Annotated in this window: 22 protein-coding genes and 1 pseudogene; 15 read left to right on the top strand and 8 right to left on the bottom strand. The window is 72.4% G+C overall.

Annotated features, from left to right (window positions below):
- Positions 1-82: 82 nt before the first annotated feature.
- Both AB8O64_RS31135 and AB8O64_RS31130 read right to left on the bottom strand, forming a co-directional pair.
- Positions 83-1,624, bottom strand: a complete 1,542-nt coding sequence (locus tag AB8O64_RS31135) for an SDR family oxidoreductase (protein WP_370422825.1) — start codon at positions 1,622-1,624, stop codon at positions 83-85.
- A gap of 97 nt (positions 1,625-1,721) precedes the next feature.
- Complete coding sequence (locus tag AB8O64_RS31130; RefSeq protein ID WP_370422823.1) at positions 1,722-3,203, bottom strand: SDR family NAD(P)-dependent oxidoreductase; 1,482 nt, start codon at positions 3,201-3,203, stop codon at positions 1,722-1,724.
- Between the two features lie 442 nt (positions 3,204-3,645).
- Between AB8O64_RS31130 and AB8O64_RS31125 the strand changes: the two genes are divergently transcribed.
- Positions 3,646-3,963: a chaplin gene (locus AB8O64_RS31125; protein WP_370422821.1), complete on the top strand. Its 318-nt coding sequence runs from the start codon at positions 3,646-3,648 to the stop codon at positions 3,961-3,963.
- Positions 3,964-4,118: 155 nt separating this feature from the next.
- Here AB8O64_RS31125 and AB8O64_RS31120 read toward each other — a convergent pair whose 3' ends face one another.
- The 3 genes from AB8O64_RS31120 to AB8O64_RS31110 all read right to left on the bottom strand — a co-directional run bounded on the left by AB8O64_RS31120 (position 4,119) and on the right by AB8O64_RS31110 (position 5,413).
- Positions 4,119-4,289 carry a hypothetical protein gene (locus AB8O64_RS31120; RefSeq protein WP_370422819.1) on the bottom strand — a complete coding sequence of 57 codons (171 nt, stop codon included), beginning with the start codon at positions 4,287-4,289 and terminating at the stop codon, positions 4,119-4,121.
- 39 nt (positions 4,290-4,328) lie between these two features.
- Positions 4,329-4,553 carry a DUF5133 domain-containing protein gene (locus tag AB8O64_RS31115; protein WP_130881256.1) on the bottom strand — a complete coding sequence of 75 codons (225 nt, stop codon included), beginning with the start codon at positions 4,551-4,553 and terminating at the stop codon, positions 4,329-4,331.
- Between the two features lie 77 nt (positions 4,554-4,630).
- Positions 4,631-5,413 (bottom strand): sigma-70 family RNA polymerase sigma factor, encoded by a 783-nt coding sequence (locus AB8O64_RS31110; RefSeq protein WP_370422817.1) that lies wholly within the window; start codon positions 5,411-5,413, stop codon positions 4,631-4,633.
- Between the two features lie 392 nt (positions 5,414-5,805).
- Between AB8O64_RS31110 and AB8O64_RS31105 the strand changes: the two genes are divergently transcribed.
- The 6 genes and pseudogenes from AB8O64_RS31105 to AB8O64_RS31080 all read left to right on the top strand — a co-directional run bounded on the left by AB8O64_RS31105 (position 5,806) and on the right by AB8O64_RS31080 (position 14,479).
- Positions 5,806-8,136 carry a phosphoketolase gene (locus AB8O64_RS31105; RefSeq protein WP_370424025.1) on the top strand — a complete coding sequence of 777 codons (2,331 nt, stop codon included), beginning with the start codon at positions 5,806-5,808 and terminating at the stop codon, positions 8,134-8,136.
- Between the two features lie 144 nt (positions 8,137-8,280).
- Positions 8,281-9,294 carry a LacI family DNA-binding transcriptional regulator gene (locus AB8O64_RS31100; RefSeq protein ID WP_370422816.1) on the top strand — a complete coding sequence of 338 codons (1,014 nt, stop codon included), beginning with the start codon at positions 8,281-8,283 and terminating at the stop codon, positions 9,292-9,294.
- Positions 9,295-9,330: 36 nt separating this feature from the next.
- Positions 9,331-10,914 (top strand): sugar ABC transporter ATP-binding protein, encoded by a 1,584-nt coding sequence (locus AB8O64_RS31095; RefSeq protein ID WP_370422815.1) that lies wholly within the window; start codon positions 9,331-9,333, stop codon positions 10,912-10,914.
- Positions 10,904-12,795 (top strand): annotated as a pseudogene (locus AB8O64_RS31090) (substrate-binding domain-containing protein). The gene AB8O64_RS31095 and the pseudogene AB8O64_RS31090 overlap by 11 nt, the downstream one beginning before the upstream one ends.
- 34 nt (positions 12,796-12,829) lie before the next feature.
- Positions 12,830-13,786, top strand: coding sequence for a ribokinase (locus AB8O64_RS31085; RefSeq protein ID WP_370424024.1), 957 nt, complete (start codon positions 12,830-12,832; stop codon positions 13,784-13,786).
- Between the two features lie 183 nt (positions 13,787-13,969).
- Positions 13,970-14,479, top strand: coding sequence for a hypothetical protein (locus tag AB8O64_RS31080; RefSeq protein ID WP_370422813.1), 510 nt, complete (start codon positions 13,970-13,972; stop codon positions 14,477-14,479).
- Positions 14,480-14,481: 2 nt separating this feature from the next.
- On the opposite strand, the gene AB8O64_RS31075 is transcribed toward AB8O64_RS31080, so the two are convergent.
- The gene (locus AB8O64_RS31075; RefSeq protein ID WP_370422811.1) at positions 14,482-15,492 is read right to left on the bottom strand and encodes a streptomycin biosynthesis protein; all 1,011 of its coding nucleotides are present in this window, start codon (positions 15,490-15,492) and stop codon (positions 14,482-14,484) included.
- Between the two features lie 284 nt (positions 15,493-15,776).
- Between AB8O64_RS31075 and AB8O64_RS31070 the strand changes: the two genes are divergently transcribed.
- The 4 genes from AB8O64_RS31070 to AB8O64_RS31055 are packed head-to-tail and all read left to right on the top strand — an operon-like array spanning position 15,777 to position 18,823.
- The gene (locus AB8O64_RS31070; RefSeq protein ID WP_366686815.1) at positions 15,777-16,220 is read left to right on the top strand and encodes a helix-turn-helix domain-containing protein; all 444 of its coding nucleotides are present in this window, start codon (positions 15,777-15,779) and stop codon (positions 16,218-16,220) included.
- A gap of 46 nt (positions 16,221-16,266) precedes the next feature.
- The gene (locus tag AB8O64_RS31065; protein WP_370422810.1) at positions 16,267-16,797 is read left to right on the top strand and encodes an ImmA/IrrE family metallo-endopeptidase; all 531 of its coding nucleotides are present in this window, start codon (positions 16,267-16,269) and stop codon (positions 16,795-16,797) included.
- On the top strand, positions 16,794-18,044 hold the full coding sequence (locus AB8O64_RS31060; protein ID WP_370422808.1) for an MAB_1171c family putative transporter: 1,251 nt from the start codon (positions 16,794-16,796) through the stop codon (positions 18,042-18,044). The genes AB8O64_RS31065 and AB8O64_RS31060 overlap by 4 nt, the downstream gene beginning before the upstream one ends.
- Before the next feature lie 47 nt (positions 18,045-18,091).
- The gene (locus tag AB8O64_RS31055) at positions 18,092-18,823 is read left to right on the top strand and encodes an alpha/beta hydrolase (protein WP_370422807.1); all 732 of its coding nucleotides are present in this window, start codon (positions 18,092-18,094) and stop codon (positions 18,821-18,823) included.
- Between the two features lie 61 nt (positions 18,824-18,884).
- Here AB8O64_RS31055 and panD read toward each other — a convergent pair whose 3' ends face one another.
- A complete protein-coding gene (panD, locus tag AB8O64_RS31050; protein ID WP_356457021.1) occupies positions 18,885-19,301 on the bottom strand; it encodes an aspartate 1-decarboxylase in 417 nt (138 codons plus the stop codon).
- Positions 19,302-19,695: 394 nt separating this feature from the next.
- Here panD and AB8O64_RS31045 point away from each other — a divergent pair, with 394 nt between their 5' ends.
- The 4 genes from AB8O64_RS31045 (at position 19,696) to AB8O64_RS31030 (ending at position 23,235) form a co-directional block, all read left to right on the top strand.
- Positions 19,696-20,214 carry a helix-turn-helix domain-containing protein gene (locus AB8O64_RS31045; protein ID WP_370422805.1) on the top strand — a complete coding sequence of 173 codons (519 nt, stop codon included), beginning with the start codon at positions 19,696-19,698 and terminating at the stop codon, positions 20,212-20,214.
- 74 nt (positions 20,215-20,288) lie between these two features.
- Positions 20,289-20,792, top strand: coding sequence for an ImmA/IrrE family metallo-endopeptidase (locus tag AB8O64_RS31040; protein WP_370422804.1), 504 nt, complete (start codon positions 20,289-20,291; stop codon positions 20,790-20,792).
- Positions 20,789-21,994 carry an MAB_1171c family putative transporter gene (locus tag AB8O64_RS31035; RefSeq protein ID WP_370422802.1) on the top strand — a complete coding sequence of 402 codons (1,206 nt, stop codon included), beginning with the start codon at positions 20,789-20,791 and terminating at the stop codon, positions 21,992-21,994. The genes AB8O64_RS31040 and AB8O64_RS31035 overlap by 4 nt, the downstream gene beginning before the upstream one ends.
- Positions 21,991-23,235 carry a cytochrome P450 gene (locus tag AB8O64_RS31030; RefSeq protein ID WP_370422800.1) on the top strand — a complete coding sequence of 415 codons (1,245 nt, stop codon included), beginning with the start codon at positions 21,991-21,993 and terminating at the stop codon, positions 23,233-23,235. The genes AB8O64_RS31035 and AB8O64_RS31030 overlap by 4 nt, the downstream gene beginning before the upstream one ends.
- Here AB8O64_RS31030 and AB8O64_RS31025 read toward each other — a convergent pair.
- Complete coding sequence (locus AB8O64_RS31025) at positions 23,192-25,297, bottom strand: SpoIIE family protein phosphatase (RefSeq protein ID WP_370422799.1); 2,106 nt, start codon at positions 25,295-25,297, stop codon at positions 23,192-23,194. The two genes, AB8O64_RS31030 and AB8O64_RS31025, sit on opposite strands and share 44 nt — an antisense overlap.
- Positions 25,298-25,402 lie beyond the last annotated feature (105 nt).

Here is a 25,402-nt window from a genome sequence, read left to right as displayed (position 1 = left end):
AGCCAAAACAGCCCGTCCGGCGATTGCGGACGGGCCCGCAGGGCGCTCGCCACCGCAGGCGGCAAGACCGGCCGGACACGGCCTAAGGCCCCTGGTACGTCCGCGCCCGGTGCGCGATGTTGCGGGCCATGCCGCCGAAGACGATGGCGTGGAACGGGGCCACGGACCACCAGTACGCGTGGCCGGCCAGCCCGTGCGGGCGGAACAGCGCCCGCTGGCGGTACGTCGCGCGGGACGCCCCGTCGGGGGTGACGGTCAGCTCCAGCCAGGCGCGGCCCGGCAGCCGCATCTCGGCGCGCAGCCGCAGCAGCCGGCCCGGTTCGATCTCCTCGACGCGCCAGAAGTCGAGGGAGTCGCCGACGCGCAGCGCGTGCGGGTCCCGGCGGCCTCGGCGCAGGCCGACGCCGCCGACGAGCCGGTCGAGGAGGCCGCGCAGGGACCAGGCGAGGGGGAAGGAGTACCAGCCGTTCTCCCCGCCGATGCCCTCGACGACCCGCCAGAGCGCCTTCGGCCCGGCGTCGACGGACACCTCGCGACGGTCCTCGTAGAGGCTGCCGCCCGACCAGTCGGGGTCGGAGGGCAGCGGGTCGCTGGGGGCGCCGGGCAGGGACGCGGAGGACCAGCGGGTGGCGACGTCGGCGTCCCGTACGCGCCTGAGGGCCAGCCGCACGGCCTCGTCGAAGCCGATCAGGCCCTCGGGCGGGTCCGGAGCGTAGCGGGCGAAGTCGTGCTCGCGGCAGACCACCTCGTGCCGCAGCGACTCCACCAGGGGACGCGCGATGCCGCTGGGGACGGGGGTGACCAGGCCGACCCAGAGGCTGGACAGGGCTGGGGTGAGCACCGGCACGGGCAGGACGAGCCGCCGGGGAAGCCGGGCGACGGCCGCGTAGCGGTCCATCATCCGGCGGTAGGTGAGGATGTCGGGGCCGCCGATGTCGAAGCTGCGGCTGACGTCGTCGGGCAGCCCTGCCGCCGCCACGAGGCAGCGCAGCACGTCGCGGACGGCGATGGGCTGGATGCGGGTGTTCACCCAGCTCGGGGTGACCATCACCGGGAGCCGCTCGGTGAGGTAGCGGAGCATCTCGAAGGAGGCGGAGCCGGATCCGATGATCACCGCGGCGCGCAGCTGTGCCGTGGGAACCCCGCTGTCGAGGAGGATCCGTCCGACCTCGGCGCGGGAGCGCAGGTGGGGTGAGAGCAGCCGCTCGGGCACCTGGCGGGGGGAGAGTCCGCCGAGGTAGACGATGCGTCGCACCCCGGCGGCCTTGGCGGCGCGCCCGACGGCGAACGCCGCCCGCCGGTCGGTCTCCTCGAAGTCCGCTCCGGTGCCCAGCGCGTGCACGAGGTAGTAGAGGACGTCCACGCCGGCGAAGGCGTCGGGGAGGGTGTCCGGGCGGGTCACATCGGCCTTGGCCGTCTCGACCCGGCCGGCCCAGGGCTGGTCGCGCAGCCTCCGCGGGTCGCGCGCGAGGCAGCGCACCCGGTAGCCGGCGTCGAGCAGTCCGGGGACCAGCCGGCCCCCGATGTAGCCCGTGGCCCCGGCGACGAGGACGCGGGGCGCCGGCTTCTCCGTGCTCCCGTGGTCGTCCCGGATCCGGTCCTGGTCGTTCCCTGTGGTGCCCATGGGATCCACGGTCTCCCGCCCGGCACACCTCGCGCCAGGCGGGACTGGTCCTTTAGGGGGTGCGGCGGCTCCCGTACGGGTGCCGCCGCGGCGTCCGTCACCAGTTGGCGGGGGCGTAGTCCTTGAGGAAGCAGCCGTAGAGGTCCTCGCCCTGCTCGCCGCGGACGATCGGGTCGTAGACCCGGGCCGCGCCGTCGACGAGGTCCAGGGGGGCGTGGAAGCCCTCCTCGGCCAGACGCACCTTGTCGGGGTGCGGGCGCTCGTCGGTGATCCAGCCGGTGTCGACGGCGGTCATCAGGATGCCGTCGGTCTCCAGCATCTCCTGGGCGCTGGTGCGGGTGAGCATGTTCAGGGCGGCCTTGGCCATGTTGGTGTGCGGGTGGCCGGCGCCCTTGTAACCGCGGCTGAAGACGCCCTCCATGGCGGAGACGTTCACCACGTACTTACGGCGTGCGGCGGACGCGGCCATGGCCGGGCGCAGTCGGCTGACCAGCACGAACGGCGCGGTCACATTGCACAGCTGCACTTCGAGGAGCTCGACGGGGTCGACCTCGCTCACCGTCTGGACCCAGGTGTTCGTGGCGTCCAGGTCGGGGACGAGCCCGCCCGCGTCGATCGCGGTGCCCGCCTCGACCCGGGCGAGGGAGGCGGAGCCGCTGGTCAGGGCCAGGTCGGTGAGGGCCTGGGGGGTCAGCTCGTCGTGCCGGCTGCCGGCCGGGGCCGGCAGGGCGGCCTGGGCGCCGCTGCCGAAGGCGCCGAAGACGACCGAGGCGGGCAGCTCACCGGCGGGCAGCGGCGCGGACTCGGCGCTGACCAGCTCGCGGTAGGCGGAGGGGCTGCGGCGCACGGTCTGGGCCGCGTTGTTGATCAGGATGTCGAGCGGGCCCTCGGCGGCGACGGAGTCGGCCAGGGCGACGACCTGGGCGGGGTCGCGCAGGTCGATGCCGACGATCTTGAGGCGGTGCAGCCAGTCCGCGCTGTCCGGCATGGCCTTGAAGCGCCGGATGGCGTCGTTGGGGAAACGCGTGGTGATGGTGGTGTGCGCACCGTCGCGCAGCAGCCGCAGCGCGATGTACATACCGATCTTCGCCCGGCCGCCGGTGAGCAGCGCGCGCTTGCCGGTCAGGTCCGTGCGGGCGTCCCGGCGGGCGCGGTTCTCCGCGGCGCAGGGCTGGCACAGCTGGTGGTAGAAGGCGTCGACCTCGGTGTACCGGGTCTTGCAGATGTAGCAGGAGCGGGGGCGCTCCAGGATGCCGACGATCTGGGCGGTGGACGTGGCGGCCAGGGGTATGCCGCGGGTCTCGTCGTCGATGCGGTCGGCGGCACCGGTGGCGGTGGCCTCGGTCACGGCCCGGTCGTTGGCGGTCTTGGCGGCCCGGCGCTCCTGGCGGCGGCGCTGCTTGACGGTCCGGTAGATACCCGCGGTGGCCCGTCGGATCTCGATCGCGTCGGGGTGGTCGACGGGCAGTGCGTCGAGCTCCTCGAGCACGCTCAGGCACATCGCCATGCGCTCCGGATCGATACCGGATTCACCGGACTGGCGACCCGCACCGTCGCGGCTTTCTTCTGTGACCGTCATCGGCGCTGTCGTTTCCCAGTTCGTCTGATCAATTGAAGCTTCGAAGAACTGTACGTAGACAGGGGCGGCCACGCCAAACGCGCACCTTAGAGCATGCCCCCGGCAAAGCGGCAGGGGGGTGCGCCGGAAGGACGGGCGGCCACGATCAGTGACGCAGGTCACAGATCCGCGCGCGGCGGAGGGACGTCGGTGATCACCCCCGGGGCGCCGACCCGGGACGAGGGAATGGCCGACGGAGGCCGAGGAATAAGGCGGAAAACGCGAAAACGCACTGCGCCAGCCGAGAAACAGCGAAGAAATGCGGAGAAATACCCCACCCTGTATTTCATACGACTTATTGGCCTTTCCGGGTTAATCATGACCGCTGGAACCTAAATTGGCTCAACTGCGGCCATTCCGGCGGTAACAATTGCCGCTCAACGCCCCTTAGAAAGGTTTAGTCATGTCGCGTATCGCCAAGGCAGCCATCCTGACCGTCGCCGCCGGCACCGCCCTCTCGGGTGCGGCGGGGATCGCCGTCGCCGACTCCGGCGCCAAGGGTGCGGCCGTGGGTTCGCCCGGCATCATCTCCGGCAACGTCATTCAGGTGCCGCTGCACATCCCGATCAACCTCTGCGGCAACACCATTGACATCGTCGGTCTGCTGAACCCGACCTTCGGCAACACCTGCGTCAACGCCGATGGCGACCACGGGGACCACAAGGGTCACGACGGGCACAACGGCCACAAGGGCCACAACGGGCACAACGGCCACCACTGAGCCCTCCCTTAAGACGCGGGCAGCAGACCGCGTCCGCGCAGCCCGCGTGGGGCAGGGAGCCACAGTCAGCCGCCGGAGCCCTTACTCGCGCGTCCGTGGCGTCCACCATGTTCCTCATGGTGGACGCCACTGCCATGTCCGGACGCACCGCCGGGTCAGTCGGCGGGTGCGCGCCGGGTGGGCGAGCCGTCGGGCGGCTCCTCCCGGTGCGGCTCGCGCTCGCCGTGGTCGGTGCGGGGGTCATGGGGGTGCGGGGCGCCGGGGAGATCGGGTACCTCCACGGTCGGGGGCAGGTCGGGGGTCAGATGTGTGTGGCGTGACGTCATGATGATGCGCCTGGCCTGTCGTTGTAGGGGGAGGGGCGATCAGACGGCGACGGCCTCCGCCGCCGGGTACTGCGCCACGCGCGACCGCGCGGCGCGCAGGGCGGCATCGATGTCGCGGGTGCCGGTGGTGACACACAAGGTGTAGGCGGTGTCCTGGAGCCGCCGGTAGATCTGGGCGCGGACGACCCGCTCACCCGCGACGGCCCGCAGGCTTTCGTACCGGTCGAGCAGATCGCGCAGAACCGCCGGGTGAGCCATCAGCATGAGGGGGATCCCTTCGACGGTGGACGGGCGGGCCCATGACGTGCCAGGTCACCACCGGGTGACCGCCGGCGCGGACCTCACACCGGCGCGAGCAGCTGCTCGCGCAGCCGGGCGCAGGTGCGGCTGAGGATGCGGGAGATCTGCATCTGGGAGACGCCCAGCCGGGCGCCGATCTGTTTCTGGGTGAGGCCCGCGAAGAACCGCCAGTACAGGACGGTCTTCTCCCGTTCGGGCAGCGCGTCCAGCAGGGGCCTGAGCGACTGGCGGTCGATGACCAGGTCCAGGGTGCGGTCGGCGCGGCCGAGGGTGTCGGCGAGCGGCAGCTCCCCCAGCCCGGCCGACGGCTGGTCCAGCGACAGCGTGCGGTGCACACCGTCGGCGTCGAGCCCGCGCCGCACCTCCTCCTCCGTCAGCCCGGCCTCCACGGCCAGCTCGGCGAGGGTGAACCGGCCCCCGGCGCCGCGCTGTTCCAGCCGCCCCTGGGCGGAGCGGACGGCGGAGCGGAGTTCCTGGTCCCGGCGCGGGATGCGCAGGGACCACACATGGTCGCGGACGTGCCGTTTGAGTTCGCCGTTGATGGTGGGGACGGCGAAGGACTCGAAAGCGAACCCCAGCTCCGGATCGAACCGGTCCACGGCGTTGACCAGCGCCAGGGCCGCCACCTGCCGGAGGTCCGCCGCACTCTCCCCGCTGGCGCGGAACCGCCGGCTGATGCGCTCGGCCATCGGCAGCCACGCGGCGATCACCTCCTGCCGCAGCCGGTCACGCTCGGGCCCGTCAGGGAGGGCCGCCATCCGCAGGAAGAGGGCTGCCGTGTCGGGTGCGTCGCGCACACACCGGGGGGACGTCGTCTCGGCCATGGTCACAGTGATCCCCTCGCTCGTGCGACAGGAGTGCCGGCCGGAACGCCGTCCGCCCGGCCGCCACCCTCGCGTACCCGTGAACGGATCGGCGCCGGGGCCGGGGCGGCCGGAGTCGGCCACGGCTCTCAGCATGCCGCGCACGGGCCGAACACGCGACTCGACGCAAGTGCCCCATCACAGGGAGTGAGGGCGTCGACGGAGAAAGGCCCTCACGTTCCCCCGCAGCCGTGCAGCGGCCGTTTCCCGGCCCAGGACCGGGGTACTCGCGGCAGCGGCAGCAGCTCCGTCCGGCCATCACCGAGGAGATCCCCGTGGCCCCGCACGCCCAGCCCTTTGCCCACTCCCCCGAGCCGGGTGCCCACGAACTCACCGACCGCGACCTCGCGGCCCTGGACGCCCACTGGCGCGCGGCCAACTACCTGTCGGTCGGCCAGATCTATCTGTTGAGCAACCCGCTGCTGGCGGTGCCACTGGAGCCGGAGCACATCAAGCCCCGGCTGCTGGGGCACTGGGGGACGTCCCCCGGCCTCAACCTCGTACACACCCACCTCAACCGTGTCGTCAAGGCACGGGACCTCGACGCGATCTGCGTCTGGGGGCCGGGGCACGGCGGGCCGGCCGTGCTCGCCAACTCCTGGCTGGAGGGCAGCTACCGCGAGGTCTATCCGGACGTGAGCCGGGACGCGGCGGGCATGGAGCAGCTCTTCCGGCAGTTCTCCTTCCCCGGCGGGGTCCCGAGCCATGTGGCCCCGGAGACGCCCGGATCGATCCACGAGGGCGGCGAGCTGGGCTACTCCCTCGCCCACGCCTACGGTGCCGCCCTGGACAACCCCGGCCTGCTGGTCGCCTGCGTCGTCGGCGACGGCGAGGCCGAGACCGGGCCGCTCGCCACGTCCTGGCACGCGAACAAGTTCCTCGACCCCGTCCACGACGGTGCGGTCCTGCCGATCCTGCATCTCAACGGTTACAAGATCGCCAATCCCACCCTGCTGGCCCGGCTCCCCGACGAGGAGCTGGACAGGCTGCTGCGCGGCTACGGCCACGAGCCCCTCTACGTGACGGGCGGCGACGACCCGGCGCAGGTGCACCGGGCGATGGCGCACGCCATGGACCGGGCGCTGGACCACATCGCCACCGCCCAGCGCGTCGCCCGCGAGGAGGGCGTCACCGACCGGCCGCACTGGCCGATGATCGTGCTGCGCACCCCCAAGGGCTGGACGGGCCCGGCCGAGGTCGACGGCCTGCCCGTCGAGGGCACCTGGCGCTCCCACCAGGTCCCCCTCTCCGGAGTCCGCGACAACCCCGAGCACCTGCGCCAACTCGAGGACTGGCTGCGCTCGTACCGGCCGGAGGAGCTCTTCGACGAGGACGGCGAGCCCCGTCCGGAGGTGCTGGCCTGCTGTCCGGAGGGCGACCGGCGGCTGGGGGCCAACCCGCACGCCAACGGCGGCCTGCTGCTGCGGTCCCTGCCGATCCCGCCGCTGGAGCACTTCGCCGTCCCCGTCGACAAGCCCGGGGCGGCGCTCCACGAACCCACCCGTGTGCTCGGCCGGTTCCTCGCCCAGATCATGGCCGACACCGCCGGGAGCCGGAACTTCCGGGTGGTCGGCCCGGACGAGACCGACTCCAACCGGCTGGAGGCGCTCTACGCCGCCACCGGCAAGGCGTGGCAGGCCCTCACCCTCGACACCGACGAACACCTCGCCCACGACGGCCGGGTGATGGAGGTGCTCTCCGAGCACCTCTGCCAGGGCTGGCTGGAGGGGTATCTGCTGACGGGCCGGCACGGGTTGTTCTCGTGCTACGAGGCGTTCGTCCACATCGTCGACTCCATGGTCAACCAGCACATCAAGTGGCTGCGGACCTCCCGCGCGCTGCCCTGGCGCCGCCCGGTGGCCTCCCTCAACTACCTGCTCACCTCGCACGTCTGGCGCCAGGACCACAACGGCTTCTCCCACCAGGACCCCGGCTTCGTCGACCACGTCCTCAACAAGTCCCCCGAGGTCGTGCGGGTGTATCTGCCGCCGGACGCCAACACCCTGCTGTCCGTGGCCGATCACGCCCTGCGCAGCCGCGACTACGTGAACGTCATCGTCGCGGGCAAGCAGCCCTGCTTCGACTGGCTCGGGATGGACGAGGCCCGCGCCCATTGCGCGCGGGGCGCCGGGGTGTGGGACTGGGCTGGCACCGAGACCGGCGAGCGGGAACCGGACGTCGTGCTCGGCTGCGCGGGCGACGTCCCCACCCAGGAGACGCTGGCCGCCGCCGACCTGATCCGCCGCCACCTGCCCGAGCTGACCGTACGCGTCGTCAACGTCGTCGACATGACCCGGCTGCTGGCGCACGGGGAACACCCGCACGGCATGACCGACGCGGAGTACGACGCGCTGTTCACCCCCGACAAGCCGGTCATCTTCGCGTACCACGGCTACCCGTGGCTGATCCACCGCCTCACCTACCGCCGCACCGGCCATGCCCATCTGCATGTACGCGGCTACAAGGAGAGGGGCGCGACGACCACGCCCTTCGACATGGTCGTCCGCAACGACCTCGACCGCTACCGCCTCGTCATGGACGTCATCGACCGGGTCCCCGGTCTGGGGGTCCGGGCGGCGTCCGTGCGGCAGACCATGGCCGATGTCCGTACCCGCCATCACGCGTGGATCCGCGAGCACGGGGTGGACCTGCCGGAGGTCGCCGACTGGTCCTGGTCGCGCTGAACCCCGCGCGGCACGGGCACCGTTCCGGCCAGGCGGCTGTGCCGCGCGTCACCTTGGCGAGATCTTGACGCCATGACCGTGTAATCGATTACCTGTCCCCGTCACGCCGGTACGAAATCGATTACACCCGCGGTCGGAGGCCTCATGGCGAACATCAAGGACGTGGCCGAACGGGCCGGTGTATCGGTGGCCACCGTCTCCCGAGTCCTCAACGGCCGCTCCCCCGTGGCCGAAACCCGCGAGCGCGTACTGGCCGCCGTCGACGAGCTCGGCTACCGCCCCAACGTGGTCGCCCGGTCGCTGCGCACCGCCCGCACCCGCACGCTCGGGCTGGTCATCAGCGATCTGCGGAATCCGTTCTTCACCGAGCTGGCCGACGCCGTGGAGCAGGAGGCCCGGCGACTGGGGTACAGCCTGATCATCGGCAACGCGGGCGAGAGCCCGGAGCAGCAGGACGACTACATCCGCACCCTGCTGGACCGCCGGATCGACGGGTTGCTGGTCAGCTCCGCCGGCACCGGGTCCGCGATGCTCGGTGAGGTCGTCGCCTCCGACACCCCGCTGGTGCTCCTCGACCGCACGGTCCCGGGGATCGACGCCCCGTGCGTGCGGGCGGCCGGCGGCGCGGCCCTCACCGACCTCGCCGCGCATCTCGCCGCGCTGGGCAGGCACCGGCCCGCCGTGATCGTCGCGCCCGCGGGGACGCCCATCGGCGACGAGCGCCTGGAGCTGTTCCGTACGGCCCTCGCCGCGCACGGCATCGCGCTGCCCGCCGAGCGGATCGGCTCCTCGCCCGACCTCGGCCCCGGCGGGGGGCGGCGGGTGATGCGGGAACTGCTGGATCTGCCGCAGCCGCCGGACGCCGTGCTGGCCACCGACAATCTGATGGCGCTGGGCGCCCTGGACGAGGTGCGGGCGCGGGGCCTGCGGGTCCCGGCCGACGTGGCGCTGGTGGCCTTCGACGACGTGGCGTGGTTCGCGCACACCGACCCGCCGCTCACCGCCATCGCCCAGCCGACCCGCGACCTCGGCCGGGCCGCGGTGCACGCCCTGCTGGAGCGGATCGACGGCCGCCCGGCCGAGTCGGTGCTGCTGCCCGCGCGGCTCGTCGTCCGCCGCTCGTGCGGCGAGAGCGCCACCCCAGGACCGTCCCATTAGAAGGACCGACCCACCGACGATCGAGAGGGGCAGCGCATGACCGGCGTCAACGACGACGTACCGGGCGGCCGCGAACTGCTACGGGTGGAAGGAGTCACCAAGTCCTTCCCCGGGGTCCGCGCGCTGGACGGCGTGGACCTGAGCCTGCGCGCGGGCGAGGTGCACGTCCTGCTCGGGGAGAACGGGGCGGGCAAGAGCACGCTCATCAAGATGCTCTCCGGCGCGCACCGCCCCGACGGGGGCCGTGTCCTGGTGGACGGGCAGGAGGTGGCCATCCGCTCCGCCCAGGACGCCGAGCGCCTGGGCATCGCCACCATCCACCAGGAGTTCAATCTCGTCCCCGGTCTCACGGTGGCCGAGAACATCTTCCTGGGGCGGCAGCCACGCACCTCCCTCCGTCTGGTCGACAAGCACGCCATGCGCGCCCGGGCCGCGGAGCTGCTGCGGCGGGTCCGCCTGGATGTCTCCCCCGCCACACCGGTGGCCGAACTCGGCATCGCCCGGTTGCAGATGGTGGAGATCGCCAAGGCCCTGAGTCTGGACGCACGCGTTCTGATCATGGACGAGCCGACGGCGGTGCTCACCTCCGAGGAGGTGGCGACGCTGTTCGGGATCGTCCGCGAACTGCGCGCGAGCGGCGTCGGGATCCTCTTCATCACACACCATCTGGAGGAGATCGCCGCCCTGGGCGACCGGGTCACCGTCCTGCGGGACGGCCGTTCGGTGACCGAGGTGCCCGCGAGGACCGACGAGGACGAGCTGATCCGGCTGATGGTCGGCCGGGACATCGCCGAGCAGTACCCCCGGCAGCGGCCCGAGCGGCCGGGCGCGCCCCTGCTGCGGGTGCGCGGGCTGACGCGCGGCGGCGGCAGGCAGGGCGCCGTCTTCCGGGACGTCGGCTTCGAGGTCCGGGCGGGGGAGGTGGTCGGGCTGGCCGGGCTGGTCGGCGCGGGGCGCACCGAGGTGGCGCGGGCGCTGTTCGGCGTCGACCGGTACGACGCCGGTTCCGTCGAGGTGGACGGCCGGGTGCTGCCCCCGGGGGATGTGCGGGCCGCGATGCGGGCGGGCGTCGGGCTCGTGCCCGAGGACCGCAAGGGCCAGGGGCTGTTGTTGGACGCGTCGCTGCGGGACAACCTCACTTTGGCCCGGCTGGAGCGGGACACCCGGGGCGGGCTGGTCGACCGGCGCGGTCAGCGCCGCGCGGCGGCGGAGGTCGCGGCGCGGCTGAAGGTGCGGATGAGCGGGCTGGAGCAGTCGGCGCGCACGCTGTCCGGCGGCAACCAGCAGAAGATCGTCATCGGCAAGTGGCTGCTGGCCGGGGCCCGGCTGCTGATCCTCGACGAGCCGACGCGCGGCGTCGACGTCGGCGCCAAGGTCGAGATCTACCGGCTCGTCAACGAGCTGACGGCGGCGGGCTGCGCGGTGCTGATGATCTCCAGCGATCTGCCCGAGGTGCTCGGGATGAGCGACCGCGTGCTGGTGATGGCGCAGGGCCGGCTGGTGGGCGAGCTGTCCGGCGAGGCGGCCACCCAGGACGCCGTCATGGAACTGGCCGTGCGGTCGGCCACGGAGACGAAGAAGTGTGACGAGAGCGCGATGGAGGGCTCCGATGTCGGCTGAGGTGCTGCGGGCGCCCGGGAGTGTGTCCGGGCAGTGGTTCACGAGGGCGGTGCTGCGCAACGGCCCGCTGGGCGGTCTGATCGCCCTGGTCGTGGTGATGGCGGTGCTGTCCCGGGACTTCCTGAACGGTCAGAATCTGCTGAACGTCGGCGTCCAGGCGTCGGTGACCGCGATATTGGCCTTCGGTGTGACGTTCGTGATCGTGTCGGCGGGCATCGATCTGTCCGTGGGGTCGGTGGCCGCGCTGTCGGCGACCGTCGTCGCGTGGGCCGCCACCTCCGAGGGCCTGCCCGTGTGGCTGGCCGTGCTCCTCGGTCTCGGCGTCGGCGCGGGGGCCGGACTGGTCTCCGGCGCCCTGGTCGCGTACGGGCGGCTGCCGGCCTTCATCGCCACGCTGGCGATGCTCTCGATCGGCCGCGGTCTGGCACTGGTGATCTCCGGTGGTTCGCCGATCGCCTTCCCCTCCTCGGTCGGCCGGCTCGGTGACACCCTCGGCGGCTGGCTGCCGGTACCGGTGCTGGTCATGGTGGTGATGGGGCTGATCGCGGCGCTGGTCCTGGCGCGTACGTACACCGGCCGGGCGATGTTCGCGATCGGCGGCAACGAGGAGGCGGCCCGGCTGTCGGGGATCGATGTCAAGCGCCGCAAGCTCGTCATCTACGCCCTCTCCGGGCTGTTCGCCGCCGTGGCGGGCATCGTGCTGGCCGCCCGGCTGACGTCGGCCCAGCCGCAGGCCGCGGCGGGCTATGAACTGGACGCCATCGCCGCGGTCGTGATCGGCGGGGCGAGTCTGTCGGGCGGCTCCGGCAAGGCGTCCGGCACGCTGATCGGGGCACTGATCCTCGCGGTGCTGCGCAACGGTCTCAATCTGCTGAGCGTCTCCGCCTTCTGGCAGCAGGTGGCCACGGGGCTCGTCATCGCGCTGGCCGTGCTCCTGGACACCCTGCGCCGCCGGAGCGCCCGATGAGGGGGCGCACGGGCGTCCTCGCCGCGGTGGCGGTGCTGGCGGGGTCGATGGTGCTGTCCGGCTGCGACCGGGGCGGCAACACGGACCTGGGGCTCGCGCTCTCGACGATGAACAACCCCTTCTTCGTCGGCATCAAGAAAGGTGCGGAGGCGGAGGCCGATGCGCGCGGCCTGAAGATCAACACGACGGACGCGCAGAACGACCCGATGCAGCAGGTCAATCAGATGGAGACGTTCACCAGCCAGAACGTCAAGGCGGCCATCATCAACCCGGTCGACTCCGACGCGGCGGTACCCGCGGTGGGTGTGGCGAACCGGGCGGACGTGCCGGTGATCTCCATCGACCGCGGGGTGAACGGCGGCCGGGTCGGCTGCACGATCGCCTCCGACAACGTCGCGGGCGGGCGGCTGGCCGCGAGGACGCTCGCCGCGTCGCTCGGCGGCAAGGGGAAGGTGGCCTTCCTCGAGGGCCGGCCCGGTACGTCCGCCGCCCGTGAGCGCGGCAGGGGCTTCGAGGAGGGCATCAAGGCGTTCCCGGGCATCGAGGTCGTCGCCCGGCAGCCCGCCGACTTCGACCGCGCCAAGGGCATGGACGTGATGGCCAACATGCTCCAGGCGCACCGCGGCATCACCGGGGTGTTCGCCGCCAACGACGAGATGGCGCTGGGCGCGGCCAAGGCGCTCGGCTCCGCGGCGGGCAAGGGGGTGAAGGTCGTCGCCTTCGACGGCACGCCGGACGGGATCAAGGGTGTGCGCGGCGGGACCCTGACGGCGACGGTGGCCCAGCAGCCGCGGCTGCTGGGCCGGCAGGCGGTCCACTGGGCGGTGCGGGCCGCCGAGGGCGAGCGGCTGCCGCGCCTGGTGAAGGTGCCCGTGGTCCTCGTGACGCGGGAGAACGCGGCGGAGTTCGACTGATGAGACGGTGTACGACAACGGAAACGGCAGGAGGATGACGGTGAGCGGTACGGAGTCCGCCGGCACGCGGACGTACGACGTGTTGGTGATCGGTTCGGCCAACGCGGATCTGACGGTCCGGGTGGACCGGCGGCCGGGGGCGGGCGAGACCGTGCACGGCACGGATCTGGTCGAGTCGGCGGGCGGCAAGGGGGCCAATCAGGCCGCGGCGGCGGCCCGGCTCGGCGCCCGGACGGCGTTGCTGGCGAGGATCGGTGACGACGCCTACGGCGAACTGCTGCTGGCCGCCCAGCGGGAGGCCGGTACCGAGGTGCGGCACGTGCTGGTCGAGGCGGGCGCGCGGACGGGTACCGCGCTGATCGTGGTGGGCCCGGACGGGGACAATTCCATCGTGGTCTCCCCCGGCGCCAACGACCGGCTCACCCCCAAGGACGTCACCTCGGCGCGGGAGACGGTCGCGGCGTCGGCGGTCCTCTCGCTCCAGTTGGAGATCCCGCCCGCGACCGTACGGGCGGCTGTCGCCGTCGCGCGGGAGACCGGCACCCGGGTCGTGCTCAACCCCTCCCCCACCCCGGACCGGCTGGAGCCCGAACTCCTGGCCGCGGCGGACCCGTTGGTGGTCAACGAGCACGAGGCGCGGCAGTTGTCCGGGCTCACGGACGGCACCCCCGCCGAGTGGGCCCGCGCGCTGCGGGACCGGGGCGCCCGGTCGGTCGTGGTCACGCTGGGCGGTGACGGCGCGCTCGCGCTGGACTACGCGGACGCGGAGCCGGTGACGGTGCCGGGGGCCGCGGTCAAGGCCGTGGACACCACGGGTGCCGGGGACGCGTTCACCGGGGCGCTGGCGGTGCGGCTCGCGGCCGGCACCCCGCTGGCCGCGGCCGCGCGGTTCGCGGTGCGGGTCGGTGCCGCGTCCGTCACCAAGGCCGGTGCGCAGCCGTCGTACCCGACCCTCGCGGAGCTGCCGTCGGCGCCCGGATTGTCCGCATAGCGGACGGGACAACGGTCGTGGTCAGTCCGCCGGATGAACGTTTTTCTCTGGCGGGTGATGTTCTGTCGGCGGCGTCGGCCGGGCGGTACGGTCGGGAGTCGAGGTGAACGCGGCGTCGGACGAGGCGGGTGGGGGGAGCCCGGTGGTCCGGCGGACCGCCCCCGACCCGATCTGGAGGAACCGATGTTCCGTGACCGTCCCCGCCGTACCGTCGCCGCCGCCGTCGCCGGTGCGGCGGCCCTCGGGGCCGTGGCCTTCGGCCTGACGTCCCCGCACACCGCCTCCGCCGCCCAGGAGGACACGGAGCTGCGGCTGACCACCGTGGAGAAGACCGACACCCGGACCGAGTACCCCAAGGCCGGGGACCACTGGGTGAGTTACTTCGATGTGCACACCACCGAGACCGGCAAGGACGGCAAGGAGAGCGCCGGTCGCCGCGTGGGCGACGGGAGCGACCGCTGCGACGTGGTCCTCGCCCGGTACGAGGGCGTGGTCACGCAGTGCCAGCGGGTGCTGCGCACCGAGAACGGCACCCTGGTGCTGACGTCGATGACCGACCGCTTCGGCCGTGGCCCGCACACCGGTACCGCCGCCGTGACCGGCGGTACCGGCGCGTACGCCAAGGCGCGGGGCGAGGCCTCGCTCACCCAGACCGACAAGCAGGGTTCCTTCCGCATCCGGCTGCGGGACTGACCTCAGGCGCCCTTCCGCTCCAGCTCCAGCGCGAAGCGCTGCCACGCCTCCGCGCAGTTCCGGGCGGCCTGGGCCACCATCGCGGTGCGGTGCGCGGGGACGCTCTCGACGAGCCGCTGCCAACGCTCGCCGCCCATGGCGTGGGCGCTGAGGAGTTGGAGCAGCGCCCGGCCGCCCTCGGTGAAGCGGAGGGAGGGGTCGCGGCGCAGATTGGGCAGCGGCTGCTCCCCGCCCGTGGTCACCGGCGCGGAGGCCACGGGGGTGGTGCGCAGTGTCATGGAGGAGTCGGCGGCCGTGCGGCTCTCCGCCTCCCGCAGCTTCTTCGGCACCGGGTCCTCGCCCAGGCGCAGCCGCTGCCGTACGTCCCGCGCGGTGCCGACGGCTATTCCGGCGACATCGGCGATCTCCCGCAGACTGGCGTGCGGCTTGGCGGTGATGAGCGCGACGGCCCGTCGGCGCCCCTCCGCCGCGTTGAGCGGGCGGACCCGTCCGTCGCGGCCGGTCCTGGCGTTCACCTGCACGCTGCCCGCACATCGTCTGCGCAGCGAGGCGACCGTGCTCGCGGCGAGACCGGTCGCCGAGGCGATCAGCCGGTCCGACCACTGCGGGTGGGTGCCGATGATGCGCTCGGCGGCGGCGGTGCGGTCGGCGGGGCTGAGCGGCAGCCCCTGGAGGGTGTTGAGGCGGACGCCGTAGACGAAGGCGTCCGCCTCGCTGCCTTCGAAGAAGCGGACCGTGATGCGGTCGTCGCCGCGCAGCCGCGCGGCCCGCAGCCGGTGCATGCCGTCGACGACGCGCATCGTCGAGCGGTGCACGATGATCGGCGGGAGACGGGCGTCGAGTTGGGCGAGCGCGTGGACATGGCGGGGGTCCTCGCCGGCCACGCGGGGGGAGTCGGCGGGCAATAACGCGTCGAGCGGGACCACTGCCGTCAGACAGCGGTCCGCTCCGCTCTCACTGTGCACGCCCGCCTCACGCACCGCGAACTCCGCGGCCGGGGCGTCCGTTGCCAACTCTCCCGATCGAGCACATTCCGAAGTCGTCACGACACCCTTCCAGGAACTCCTCCGACGGACCACGATGGAGATCACGCGCGCGACGAAGACAGTTCTCCGGGGCCCCCGCCTCGCCAACTGGCAATCGACCGCCGGAGCGGGCGATCCAACACCAGTTGATCCCACCGACAGCAGGGACGCTAGGCAGCGACCGGTATGGCTGTCAACCGCATTGCCAGGTGCGCCTCATGGGGCCGCAGTGACCTCTAAGCTAGATTGACCCGCTGGAGGGAGGTGTGATCATGAACGACCCCGACGCCCTTGCCGAGCACACGCTCGCCGACAAGCTCAACCACTTGTTCAACACGGTGGTACCGGCCGGCCGTGAGCCGTACAGCACCGAGGAAGTGGCGCGCTCGATCACCGCCGGGGGTGTGTCGATCTCCGGGAGCTACATCTGGCTGCTGCGCAAGGGTCAGCGCGACAATCCGACGCTGCGGCACCTGGAGGCGCTGGCGAAGTTCTTCGGCGTGCCGCCGGCCTACTTCTTCGACGACCGGGTGACCGAGGCCGTCAACGCCGACCTGCGCCTGCTCGTCGCCTTCCGCGACACCCAGGTGCAGCGGGTCGCGCTGCGGGCGGCCGGGCTGTCCCCCAAGAGTCTGCATTCGATCAATGAAGTGATCGAGCGTGTCCGGGAGCTGGAGGGCCTGCCGGCCAACCGGCCCGAGAAACACCACCCCTAGCAGCGTCGGAGGCACGGCGCGACAACGCCACGGGGGAGTGACACCAATGAACTTCAAGAGGCTGCACCGGCGAAGCCTGGAACGGGTTCGCAGTCTGGACATACCCACGCCGTTCGACGTCTGGGAGCTGTGCGAGCGGGTCGCCGAGCGCCATGGCCGGCCCATTCGCCTGGAGGCCATCCATCTGCCCGTGGACGGGCCCTGCGGGCTGTGGATCTCCGGGCCCGAAGTCGACTACATCTTCTACGAATCCGACACCAGCCCGCTCCATCAGGAGCACATCATCGCCCACGAATTGGGCCATGTGATCTGCGGTCACAAGGAGAACGCGGTGCTGGGCGAGGAGACCTCGCGCCTGGTGCTGCCGACGCTCGATCCGCGGATGGTGGAGAGCGTGCTGCAGCGCACGTACTACACCTCGGCCGAGGAGCAGGAGGCCGAGATGATCGCCTCCCTGATCCTCCAGGAGGCCAACCGGCGCCCCTTGGAGCGCAACTGGACCGTGCCCTCCGAGGCAGCCGAAAGCGTCGGGCGGCTGGACCGGTCGCTGCGCAGCTCCCCCCTGGACGAGACGTGATCACCTCCCTCCACGCGTTCGGCGCCGTCGCCGCCTGGGCCGGGCTGTTCTACAAGTTGCGTTCCCTGCGGCAGAACCCGGCCGACCCCGCCCTTCTCGCCCTGTGTGCCGTCTTCGCCCTCTCGGGCCTGAGCTTCTTCATCTCGCTGCCCATGGTGTGGGTCCGCGTCGACGGTCTCCTGGGGGTGCCGAACATCGCGGCACTGCTCGCCCAGAGCTGTGTGATGGCGCTCCTGGTGGGCCAGCAGGTCGTGCTGACGTACTGGGCGCGCCCGCCCGAGCGGGCCCGCGTCCTGGTCCGGCTGCAGCTGTGCTTCGGGGTCGCGGCGATCGCCTCGCTGGTCACCCTCTTCTGGCTGCTCACCCCGACCGCGCAGCGCCCGAGGGACTTCACCCTCTACTACGTGCACGACCCGTACTATCTCGCCTACCTGTCCCTGTACATCGGGACGTATCTGATCGGCGAGATCACCATCGTCCGCGTCTGCTGGAGCTACTCCGCGGTGGCGGGGCGGACCTGGCTGCGGCGGGGGCTGCGGGTGACGGCCGTCGGGGCGTTCATCACCCTCGGCTACGGCGCCATCCGGGCCGGCAACATCCTCGGCATCGCCTTCGGCTTCGATCTGCGCCATCTGGAGACCGTCGCCTGGCTGTGCGGGGACCTCGGCTCCGCGCTCACCGTGGTGGGCTGGACGCTGCCGGGGTGGGGCCCGCGGGTGGCCGCGGCCGGCCGGTGGGTGACGGCGTACCGACGGCACCGCCGGCTCTATCCGCTGTGGGCGGCGCTCCATGAGGCCGTCCCCACCATCGCGCTCGCCCCGGCACGCAGCGAGCTGGCCGACCGGCTGGCGGTACGGCAGCTGGAGTTCCGGCTCTACCGCCGGGTGATCGAGATCAGGGACGGTCAGCTCGCCCTGCGGGCCCACGCCGATCCGGCGGCGATGGCGGAGGTGACCCGCGCGAGCCGGGAGGTGGGGCTGTCCGGGGACGAGCTACGGGCGAGGGTCGAGGCCCTGCGCATCGCCTCGGCCCTGCGGGCGCGGGCCCAGGGCCGGACGGTGGCCGACGCCGACCGCGCCCGGGTCGGGGCCGAGGGCCCGGCGTTCACCGACCTCGGCGCGGAGACCGCCTGGCTGGTGCGGGTGGCGGTCGCCTTCGCGGCCCTGCCGGCCGAGGTCGCCGACCGGCCCGGGAGTACGGCCCGCGCGGCCGTCCCGGGGGACGGCCGCGCACCGGAAGCCGGTTGATAGCGTGACGACTTGTGAGGTCTCCGTTCCCGATCGGAAGGTCCGGCATGCCCGTACGCAGCGGTGTCGAGCAGCGGCTCGCCCTGGCGCCCCACGGCAAGTCCATCGACGTCTACCGGCCGGAGCGTGCCCCGGCGCCGTTGCCGACGGTGCTGCTGTGGCACGGGATAGGCCCCGACGAGCGGGACATCCTCATGCCGCTCGCGCGGGAGGTCGCGGCCCACGGGGTCCTCGTCTTCGCGCCGGACTGGCGTTCCGACGCGGCCGACGGCGGGCGCGCGGATCTGCTGGGCTCGCTGGAGTTCGTCCGTGCGCGGGCCGCCGAGCACGGCGGCGACGCGGACCGGATCGTGCTCGCCGGCTGGTCGGCGGGGGCCTCCGCCGCGCTGGGGGTCGCGCTGCATCCGGAGGTGGCCGACGGCTGGCGCCCCAGGGCGGTCGTGGGGATCGCCTCGCGGTACGACCGTCCGGCACGGTCGACGGGCCACGTGCCCCTGGTCGATCTGGCCGCCGGCCCCGCCGCGTCACCGGTGCCGGTCCGTCTGGTGCACGGCACGGCGGACGAACAGATCGACGTCGCGTTCTCCCGCGATCTGGTGGCGGCCCTGGAGACGCACGGCTGGGCGGCCCGTCTCGACGAGGTGGGGGCCGACCACGCGGGCACCATCATGGCGGCGTACGACCCGGAACTCGGCCGCTGTCGTCCGAGCGAGGACGAGCGCGTCCGCCGGGCCGGGGAGCTGACGGCTCGCGCCGTGGCGGAGGCGGCGGCCGCGTAGGCCCGCACCTCCGCTGCGTGGCGGTGTCCTCAATCGCCGGACGGGCTGGATTCGGCTGGGCTCAGCTCTCCACGAGGTCGCCCCGGCGCAGGCCGGATCCGTCCGGGACGGCGGCCGGGTCGCTGCCGAGGTCGACGACGGCGTTGCGCTCGTCGACGAAGACGACCCGGGGCTCGAAGGCGGCGGCCTCCGCGCTGTCCATCGAGCCGTAGGCGATGATGATGACCAGGTCACCGGGGCTGATCAGACGCGCGGCGGCGCCGTTGATACCGATCACCCCGGAGCCGCGGGGCCCTTCGATGACATAGGTCGACAGCCGGGCGCCGTTGTCGATGTCGACGATGTCGACCTTCTCACCGGGCAGCAGGTCGGCGGCTTCCATCAGATCGGCGTCGATCGTCAGGGAACCCACATAGTGCAGGTCCGCCTGGGTCACGGTGGCGCGATGGATCTTGGACTTCATCATGGTGCGGTACATGGTGTCCGTATTTTACGCGCTTTTACGCGCACAGATTTTCGAGCCCCGAGAAAAAGGAACGGCGGCGTCACTCAATGCACCCCCGTGGCTCTGAGTGACCGCCGCACGCAACACCGGGGACGTTAGTCATCCGGATCCGGTCATCGCAACTTGCTGCATCGAAGTTGCAACATAATGCACTCGCACGCGACCTCAAATCCGTATGCACCGCCAGCAAGCCGGGCATTCGATCCTTGCGCCGGTGCCCGCACCGCGCGGGGGTCCGCTCTCGGCGGCGGAACGGCCGGGCAGAGACTGGCTAGGGGCTTCACCAGGAAGTTAGAGTCCTCCGGTTGGCACACTGCCGCGCCGCGGCGCCCACGGTGCCGCGCGTCGACATCCGAGAGGTTGAAGGATGAATCAGGGGGGTGGGGCTCCGGAGGCGTCGGCACGGCCCTCCCTGGAGCAGCGGATCCAGGCGGCGAAGGCCGAAATCGCCCGTCGACTGCGATACGTGCGCCGGCATCACCCCGAAGGTCCCTTCACCCTGGCCGGATTGGCCGAGCGCGCGGGTGTCTCCAAGCGCACGCTCTCCCACGCGGAATCCGCGGACGGCTCGAACCTCACGCTGGAGACCCTGCTCAAGGTCTCCTACAGTCTGGGCATTTCCCGCGACGCGTACTTCCTGGACGAGCAGGTCTTCCAGCAGGTGAACGAGGAGCTGGAGACCCTGCGCGTGCTGCGCACCCAGCGCGTGGAGGGCGTGGCCCTGCGCACCGCCGCGCACGGCGCCCCCGGGGCCGGCCACGCCCCGCCGGTGGACCGGCTGTCGGGGCTGCTCCAGGAGATCCTCGCCTCCGCGGCGAAGGCGCAGAACGAGTTACGGGACCTTCCGGCGCCGGCCGGGCCGCCGGCTTCGAACGACGACCGTTGATGATGGTGATGCGCTGGCGCCGGAAAGAGCCGGACCATGAATTCACCTCGTTCCGGCTCGATTGTGAGGAGCGCGTGCGCGCGCTCCGGCTTCCGCCGGGCGAACTGACCATTCAGTCGCTCTGCGACCATCTCGGCGAGCGGTTCGGCCGGCCCATTCATCTGGTGCCGCTCGCGCTTCCGCCCGGCAGCCCCGACGGAATGTGGGTATCGGCGGAGGAGCGGGACTTCATCGCGTTCGAGGCGCGGCTCGCGCCCATTCACCAACGCCAGGTCATTCTCCATGAGATCGGGCATTTCGTCTGCGACCACGAGGCGGCCCCGGTGATGACGCCCGAGGCGACCCGGTTGCTGCTGCCCTCCCTCGACCCGGAGTTGGTGCAGCGGGTCCTGGGCCGGGAGCACGCGCACTCGCCGGCCGAGCGCGAGGCCGAGTTCATCGGCTCCCTCCTCGGCCGGCGCATCGGCACCTGGACCACCCGACGCGTCTGGGAGGTACCACCGGAGGCCGCGGAACTCGCGGCCCGGCTGTCCGCGCTGGAGCGCCCGGCCCGTGAGCGAGACGAACGGAACGAATGAACAACACCCTGAACAGCGTCATGTATCCGACGTGCGCCGCGGTGAACCTCCTGGCATTCCTCTACAAGGCCAGAGTCCTGCGCGTCGACCGGTCCCCCGCGCAATGGGCCCTCGCCGGAAACTTCTTCATACCCTTCCTGATCTTCACCGTGTCGACCCCGGCGGTCTGGGTGGCGACCAGCGAGGCGGTGGGCATCCGTAACTTCTCGGGCCTGTTCACCCAGAGCTGCGTCATGCTCCTGACCGCCTGTCAGCAGCTGGTCCTGCTGCACCTCACCTACGAACGGAAGGTCGCCTGGCGCAAGGCGACGCCGCGGCTCATCGGCATCGGCGCCACCATCCTCGTCATGGTGACGCTGTTCTCCGTGGCCACCGAGCTCCACGAGCGCCCCACCGACTTCGCGCTGAGCAGGGCGCAGTTCTACCCCGCGTACCTCAGCGTCTATCTGATCGCCTACGCCTGGAATCAGATCGACGTGTGCATCCTGTGCTGGCGCTACGCCGACATCGCCCCCACCCCGTGGCTGCGCCGCGGTCTGCGGCTCGTGGCCCTCACGCTGCCCGCCGGCCTGCTCTACGCGGGCTGCCGGGCCGCCGACATCGTCGCCGGGCAGTTCGGCACGACGGGCCACGCCTGGGAGGCGATCGTGCCGTTCGCGGTCACGGTCAACACGATCGGGAAGACGGCGGGCTGGACGATGCCCGACTGGGGGCGCTCCCTCAGCGCCCTGTGGGCACGGATCGACCTGCGCCGGGCCCACGCCGAACTGCGGCCCCTGCACCGGGTCCTGACCGCCCAGGTGCCCGAGCCGGTGCTCGAACTGGAGCCGGACGCGGACCGCCGCACCCGGGTGTACCGCACGGTGATCGAGATCCGCGACGCCCAGTGGGCCCTGCGGACCTGGATGGACCCCGCCGTCGCGGACACCGCGCGGGCCCGGGCCGCGGACGCCGGGCTGACGGGCGACGACCTCGCCGCGACCGTCGAGGCCGCGCTGCTCGCCGCCGCTCTGCGGGCGAAGGAGCACGGTCCGCGGCCCGCCGAGCACGTGAGCACCCCACTCGCCGCCGAACCCCAGGACCTGGCCGCCGAACTGTCCTTCCAGCGCACGCTGGCCCGCGCCTTCGCCACGTCCCCGGTCGTGGCGGACACCCTCACCCGTACCCCGCTCAGCCACGCCTCGTCGGAGCAGACCGCATGACAGACCGGACCGAGACCACCGCGCTCCCCCAGCCCTTCACGGGGTCCTTCTTCGCCGATCCCTACCCCGCCTACGCGCGGCTGCGCGACGCCGCGCCCGTGCACCGCGTCGCGCTGCCGGACGGCTCCCCGGTCTGGCTCGTGACCCGGGAGGCCGATGTACGTGCCGGTATCACCGATCCGCGGCTGTCGGTCAACAAGGACCGCTCCGGCGTGGGCTACAAGGGCTTCTCCCTGCCCCCGGCGCTGGACGCCAATCTCCTGAACATCGACCCCGAGGACCATCTGCGGCTGCGCCGCCTGGTCTCGAAGGGCTTCACGCCGCGGCGCGTCGAGGACCTGCGGGGGCGCGTACAGGCCGCGGCGGACCGGCTCGCCGACGAACTCGCCGCCGGGCTCACCGACGGTGCGGATCCCGTCGACGTCGTCGCCACGTTCGCCAATCCGCTGCCGCTGGTCGTCATCGGGGATCTGCTCGGGGTGCCGGAGGCGGACCGCCGGCCCTTCTCGGAGCGGGTCGCGACCATGCTCGCCCCCGAGCACCCGCGGCAGATCGTGGAGGCCGTGGACCATATCCACCGCTTCCTGGTGGACCTCGTCGCGGCCCGCCGGGAAGCGCCCGGCGACGACCTCCTCTCGGCGCTCATCGCCGCCCGCGACGACGGCGACCGGCTCAGTGAGGACGAGCTGGTCTCCCTCGCCTTCCTGATCCTCATGGCCGGCAGCGAGAACGCCCAGCACCTGATCAGCGGCGGTCTGCTGACCCTGCTGAACCACCCCGGCCAGCTCGCCGAGGTACGGGCCGATCCGGGGCTGCTGCCCGCGGCCGTCGAGGAGCTGCTGCGCTACGCGCACCCCAACCAGATGGCCATCCGCCGCTTCCCCACCGAGCCCGTCGAGTTCGGCGGGGTACGGATCCCGGTCGGCGACACGGTGCTGCTCTGCCTGGCCTCCGCCCACCGCGACCCCGCCCGCTACCCGGACCCGGACCGCTTCGACATCCACCGGGCGGACAAGGCGCATCTCGCGCTCGGCCAGGGCATCCACTACTGCCTCGGGGCACCGCTGGCCCGGATGGAGATCCAGATCGCTCTGGAGACGCTGCTGCGCCGCTTCCCCCGCCTGGAACTCGCCGTCCCCGCGGACCGGCTGCGCTGGCGGACCTCGTTCCGCTCGCACGCCCTCAGGGAACTGCCCGTCACGGTGCGGGCGACTCCGGCTCGGGTCGGACCCGCGCGATGAGCAGGGCGACATCGTCGTCGTTGCCCTCGGGCAGGTCCTTCAGCAGCAGGTCGCAGGTGGCCTCCGGCTCCCGGGGCGGGCCGTCGAGCAGGGCCAGCAGGGCCTCCAGGCGGGAGTCGATGGCCTCGTCGCGGGTCTCCACCAGACCGTCGGTGTAGAGGATCAGCTGGTCACCGGGGGCCAGCTCCACCGCGACGCTCTCGAAGGGGATGCCGCCGACGCCGAGCGGGGCCCCGGTGGGGAGTTCGACCAGTTCGGGACGGCGGCCGGGGCGGAGGACGACGGGCGGCAGATGGCCGGCGTTGGCCACGTGGGCCCGCCCCTGCTCGGGGTCGTAGACGGCGTAGACGCAGGTGGCGATCATCTGGTCGAGCCCGGCAGCGGTGTCGTCGAGGTGGCGCAGCACCTGTGCCGGGTCGATGCCGAGGCCGGTCAGGGTGCGGGCGGCGGTGCGCAGCTGTCCCATCGCCGCGGCGGCGTTGATGCCGCTGCCCATCACATCGCCGACGACGAGGGCGCTCTTGCCGTCGGACTGCGGGATGGCGTCGAACCAGTCGCCGCCGACGTTGGTGGCGAGCCCGGCGGGCTGGTAGCGGTAGGCGATGTCCAGGCCCGCCAGCCGCGGGGGCCGGTGCGGCAGCAGATCGCGCTGGAGGGTGAGGGCGGTGGCGCGTTCGCGCTGGTACCAGCGGGCGTTGTCGATGCAGACCGCGGCGCGGGCGGCCAGTTCACCGGCGAGGACGACATCGTCCTCGCCGAAGGGCGCCGGGTTGCCGATGCGTTTGAGGTCCAGGGCGCCGAGCACCTCGCCCCGGGCGATCAGCGGCACCGCCATGTACGAGTGCAGGCCGGCGTCGGCCAGCAGACGGACGGCGTCCTCGTCCCGGGCGATGCGCGGCAGGTCGGCGGCGGTGACGTGGGCGATGTGGACCGGGCGGCCGGTGCTGACGCATTGGGTGACCAGCCGGTCGGCGTCGTACTTCGCGATCTGCCCCGGGGGGTCGGCCGCGCGGACGGCCTCGGCGGCCTCGGCCGTGTCCCCCGCCGCCACGGCCAGCGCGCGGAAGACGGCCGCCTGCCCGTCCGGTACGGAGCCGGAGCGGGTGCCGCCCAGGACGGTGTCGAGGACGTCGACGGCGGCCACGTCCGCCAGGTCGGGGACGACGACCTCGGCGAGCTCCCGGGCGGTCTGGTCGAGGTCGAGGGTAGTACCGATCAGTACGGAGGCATCGGCGACGAGGGACAGTCTGCGGCGGGCCTCGGCGGCCGCGCGGTGCCGGTCGGTGACGTCCACGACGGAGGTGGCGAGGCCCAGAGGTCGGCCGCCGGGGTCCTCCAGCCGGTAGTAGGAGACCAGCAGCGCCCGGTCGGGGCCGACGCCGCTGCCCACGGGGCGGCCGACGGAGAACTCGTCCAGCAGCGGGTTGCCGGTCTCCATGACCCGGCGCATCGCGGACTCGATCTGCTCGGTGTCCGCGTACGGCAGGGCCTCCCGGACGTGCCGGCCGATGTGCCGCTCGGCGGGCAGGTCGTTGATGCGCTCCAGTGCGGGGTTGACCAGCACGTACCGCAGCCCGGTGTCCAGCACGGCGAGCCCGATCGGGGACTGGGCCACCAGCCGGAGCGACAGCGCCAGGTCCCGTTCGACGTCCCGCAGGACCGCCTGGTCGGTGGACATCCCGAGGGCGTACAGCCTGCCGTCCTCGTCCTCCAGCCGCATGGTGCGCAGCTCGATCAGCCGGGAGCCGCCGTCCTTGTGCCGGGCGGGGAAGACACCGGACCAGCCGCCGCCCTCGCTGACCACCCGGGCGAACTCCGCGAGGACCGTCTCGAAGTCCTCCTCGGCGACCAGCAGCCGGGCGGCGAACGACCCGAGCGCCTCCGCCGGGGTCCAGCCGAACAGCTCCTCGGCCTGGGGGCTCCACAGCACGATGCGGCCGTCCTGGTCCAGGACCACCGCGGCGACGCTCAGGACGTCCAGCAGGCTGCCCGGCTGGTGCCGGCCGGTGCGCCCGGCCGGGATCCGGCCGGGCTCGGGCCGGAATGTCTCGGCACTGCCCATGCGAGGTCCTCCCTCCGCCCGCTCAGGGGTGGTGCGGCGGCCTCGTGCCTCTGCGTCCGTCCCTCGTTCCTCGTGCCGTGCGCCGCAGCGACTTCCATGGTCTCT

Origin of the sequence: Streptomyces sp. QH1-20, from assembly GCF_041283565.1 — a bacterium.
Taxonomy (GTDB): domain Bacteria; phylum Actinomycetota; class Actinomycetes; order Streptomycetales; family Streptomycetaceae; genus Streptomyces; species Streptomyces syringius.
The sequence above is the reverse complement of the archived record's forward strand: the minus strand, read 5'-3'. Positions and strand labels throughout refer to the sequence as shown.

Bases quoted from the DNA above. Each gene is read 5' to 3' on its own strand.
- AB8O64_RS31135 (WP_370422825.1), bottom strand. From the start codon at position 1,624: ATGGGCACCACAGGGAACGACCAGGACCGGATCCGGGACGACCACGGG.
- AB8O64_RS31130 (WP_370422823.1), bottom strand. From the start codon at position 3,203: ATGACGGTCACAGAAGAAAGCCGCGACGGTGCGGGTCGCCAGTCCGGT.
- AB8O64_RS31125 (WP_370422821.1), top strand. From the start codon at position 3,646: ATGTCGCGTATCGCCAAGGCAGCCATCCTGACCGTCGCCGCCGGCACC.
- AB8O64_RS31120 (WP_370422819.1), bottom strand. From the start codon at position 4,289: ATGACGTCACGCCACACACATCTGACCCCCGACCTGCCCCCGACCGTG.
- AB8O64_RS31115 (WP_130881256.1), bottom strand. From the start codon at position 4,553: ATGCTGATGGCTCACCCGGCGGTTCTGCGCGATCTGCTCGACCGGTAC.
- AB8O64_RS31110 (WP_370422817.1), bottom strand. From the start codon at position 5,413: ATGGCCGAGACGACGTCCCCCCGGTGTGTGCGCGACGCACCCGACACG.
- AB8O64_RS31100 (WP_370422816.1), top strand. From the start codon at position 8,281: ATGGCGAACATCAAGGACGTGGCCGAACGGGCCGGTGTATCGGTGGCC.
- AB8O64_RS31095 (WP_370422815.1), top strand. From the start codon at position 9,331: ATGACCGGCGTCAACGACGACGTACCGGGCGGCCGCGAACTGCTACGG.
- AB8O64_RS31085 (WP_370424024.1), top strand. From the start codon at position 12,830: ATGACGGTGAGCGGTACGGAGTCCGCCGGCACGCGGACGTACGACGTG.
- AB8O64_RS31080 (WP_370422813.1), top strand. From the start codon at position 13,970: ATGTTCCGTGACCGTCCCCGCCGTACCGTCGCCGCCGCCGTCGCCGGT.
- AB8O64_RS31070 (WP_366686815.1), top strand. From the start codon at position 15,777: ATGAACGACCCCGACGCCCTTGCCGAGCACACGCTCGCCGACAAGCTC.
- AB8O64_RS31065 (WP_370422810.1), top strand. From the start codon at position 16,267: ATGAACTTCAAGAGGCTGCACCGGCGAAGCCTGGAACGGGTTCGCAGT.
- AB8O64_RS31055 (WP_370422807.1), top strand. From the start codon at position 18,092: ATGCCCGTACGCAGCGGTGTCGAGCAGCGGCTCGCCCTGGCGCCCCAC.
- panD (WP_356457021.1), bottom strand. From the start codon at position 19,301: ATGTACCGCACCATGATGAAGTCCAAGATCCATCGCGCCACCGTGACC.
- AB8O64_RS31045 (WP_370422805.1), top strand. From the start codon at position 19,696: ATGAATCAGGGGGGTGGGGCTCCGGAGGCGTCGGCACGGCCCTCCCTG.
- AB8O64_RS31035 (WP_370422802.1), top strand. From the start codon at position 20,789: ATGAACAACACCCTGAACAGCGTCATGTATCCGACGTGCGCCGCGGTG.
- AB8O64_RS31030 (WP_370422800.1), top strand. From the start codon at position 21,991: ATGACAGACCGGACCGAGACCACCGCGCTCCCCCAGCCCTTCACGGGG.
- AB8O64_RS31025 (WP_370422799.1), bottom strand. From the start codon at position 25,297: ATGGGCAGTGCCGAGACATTCCGGCCCGAGCCCGGCCGGATCCCGGCC.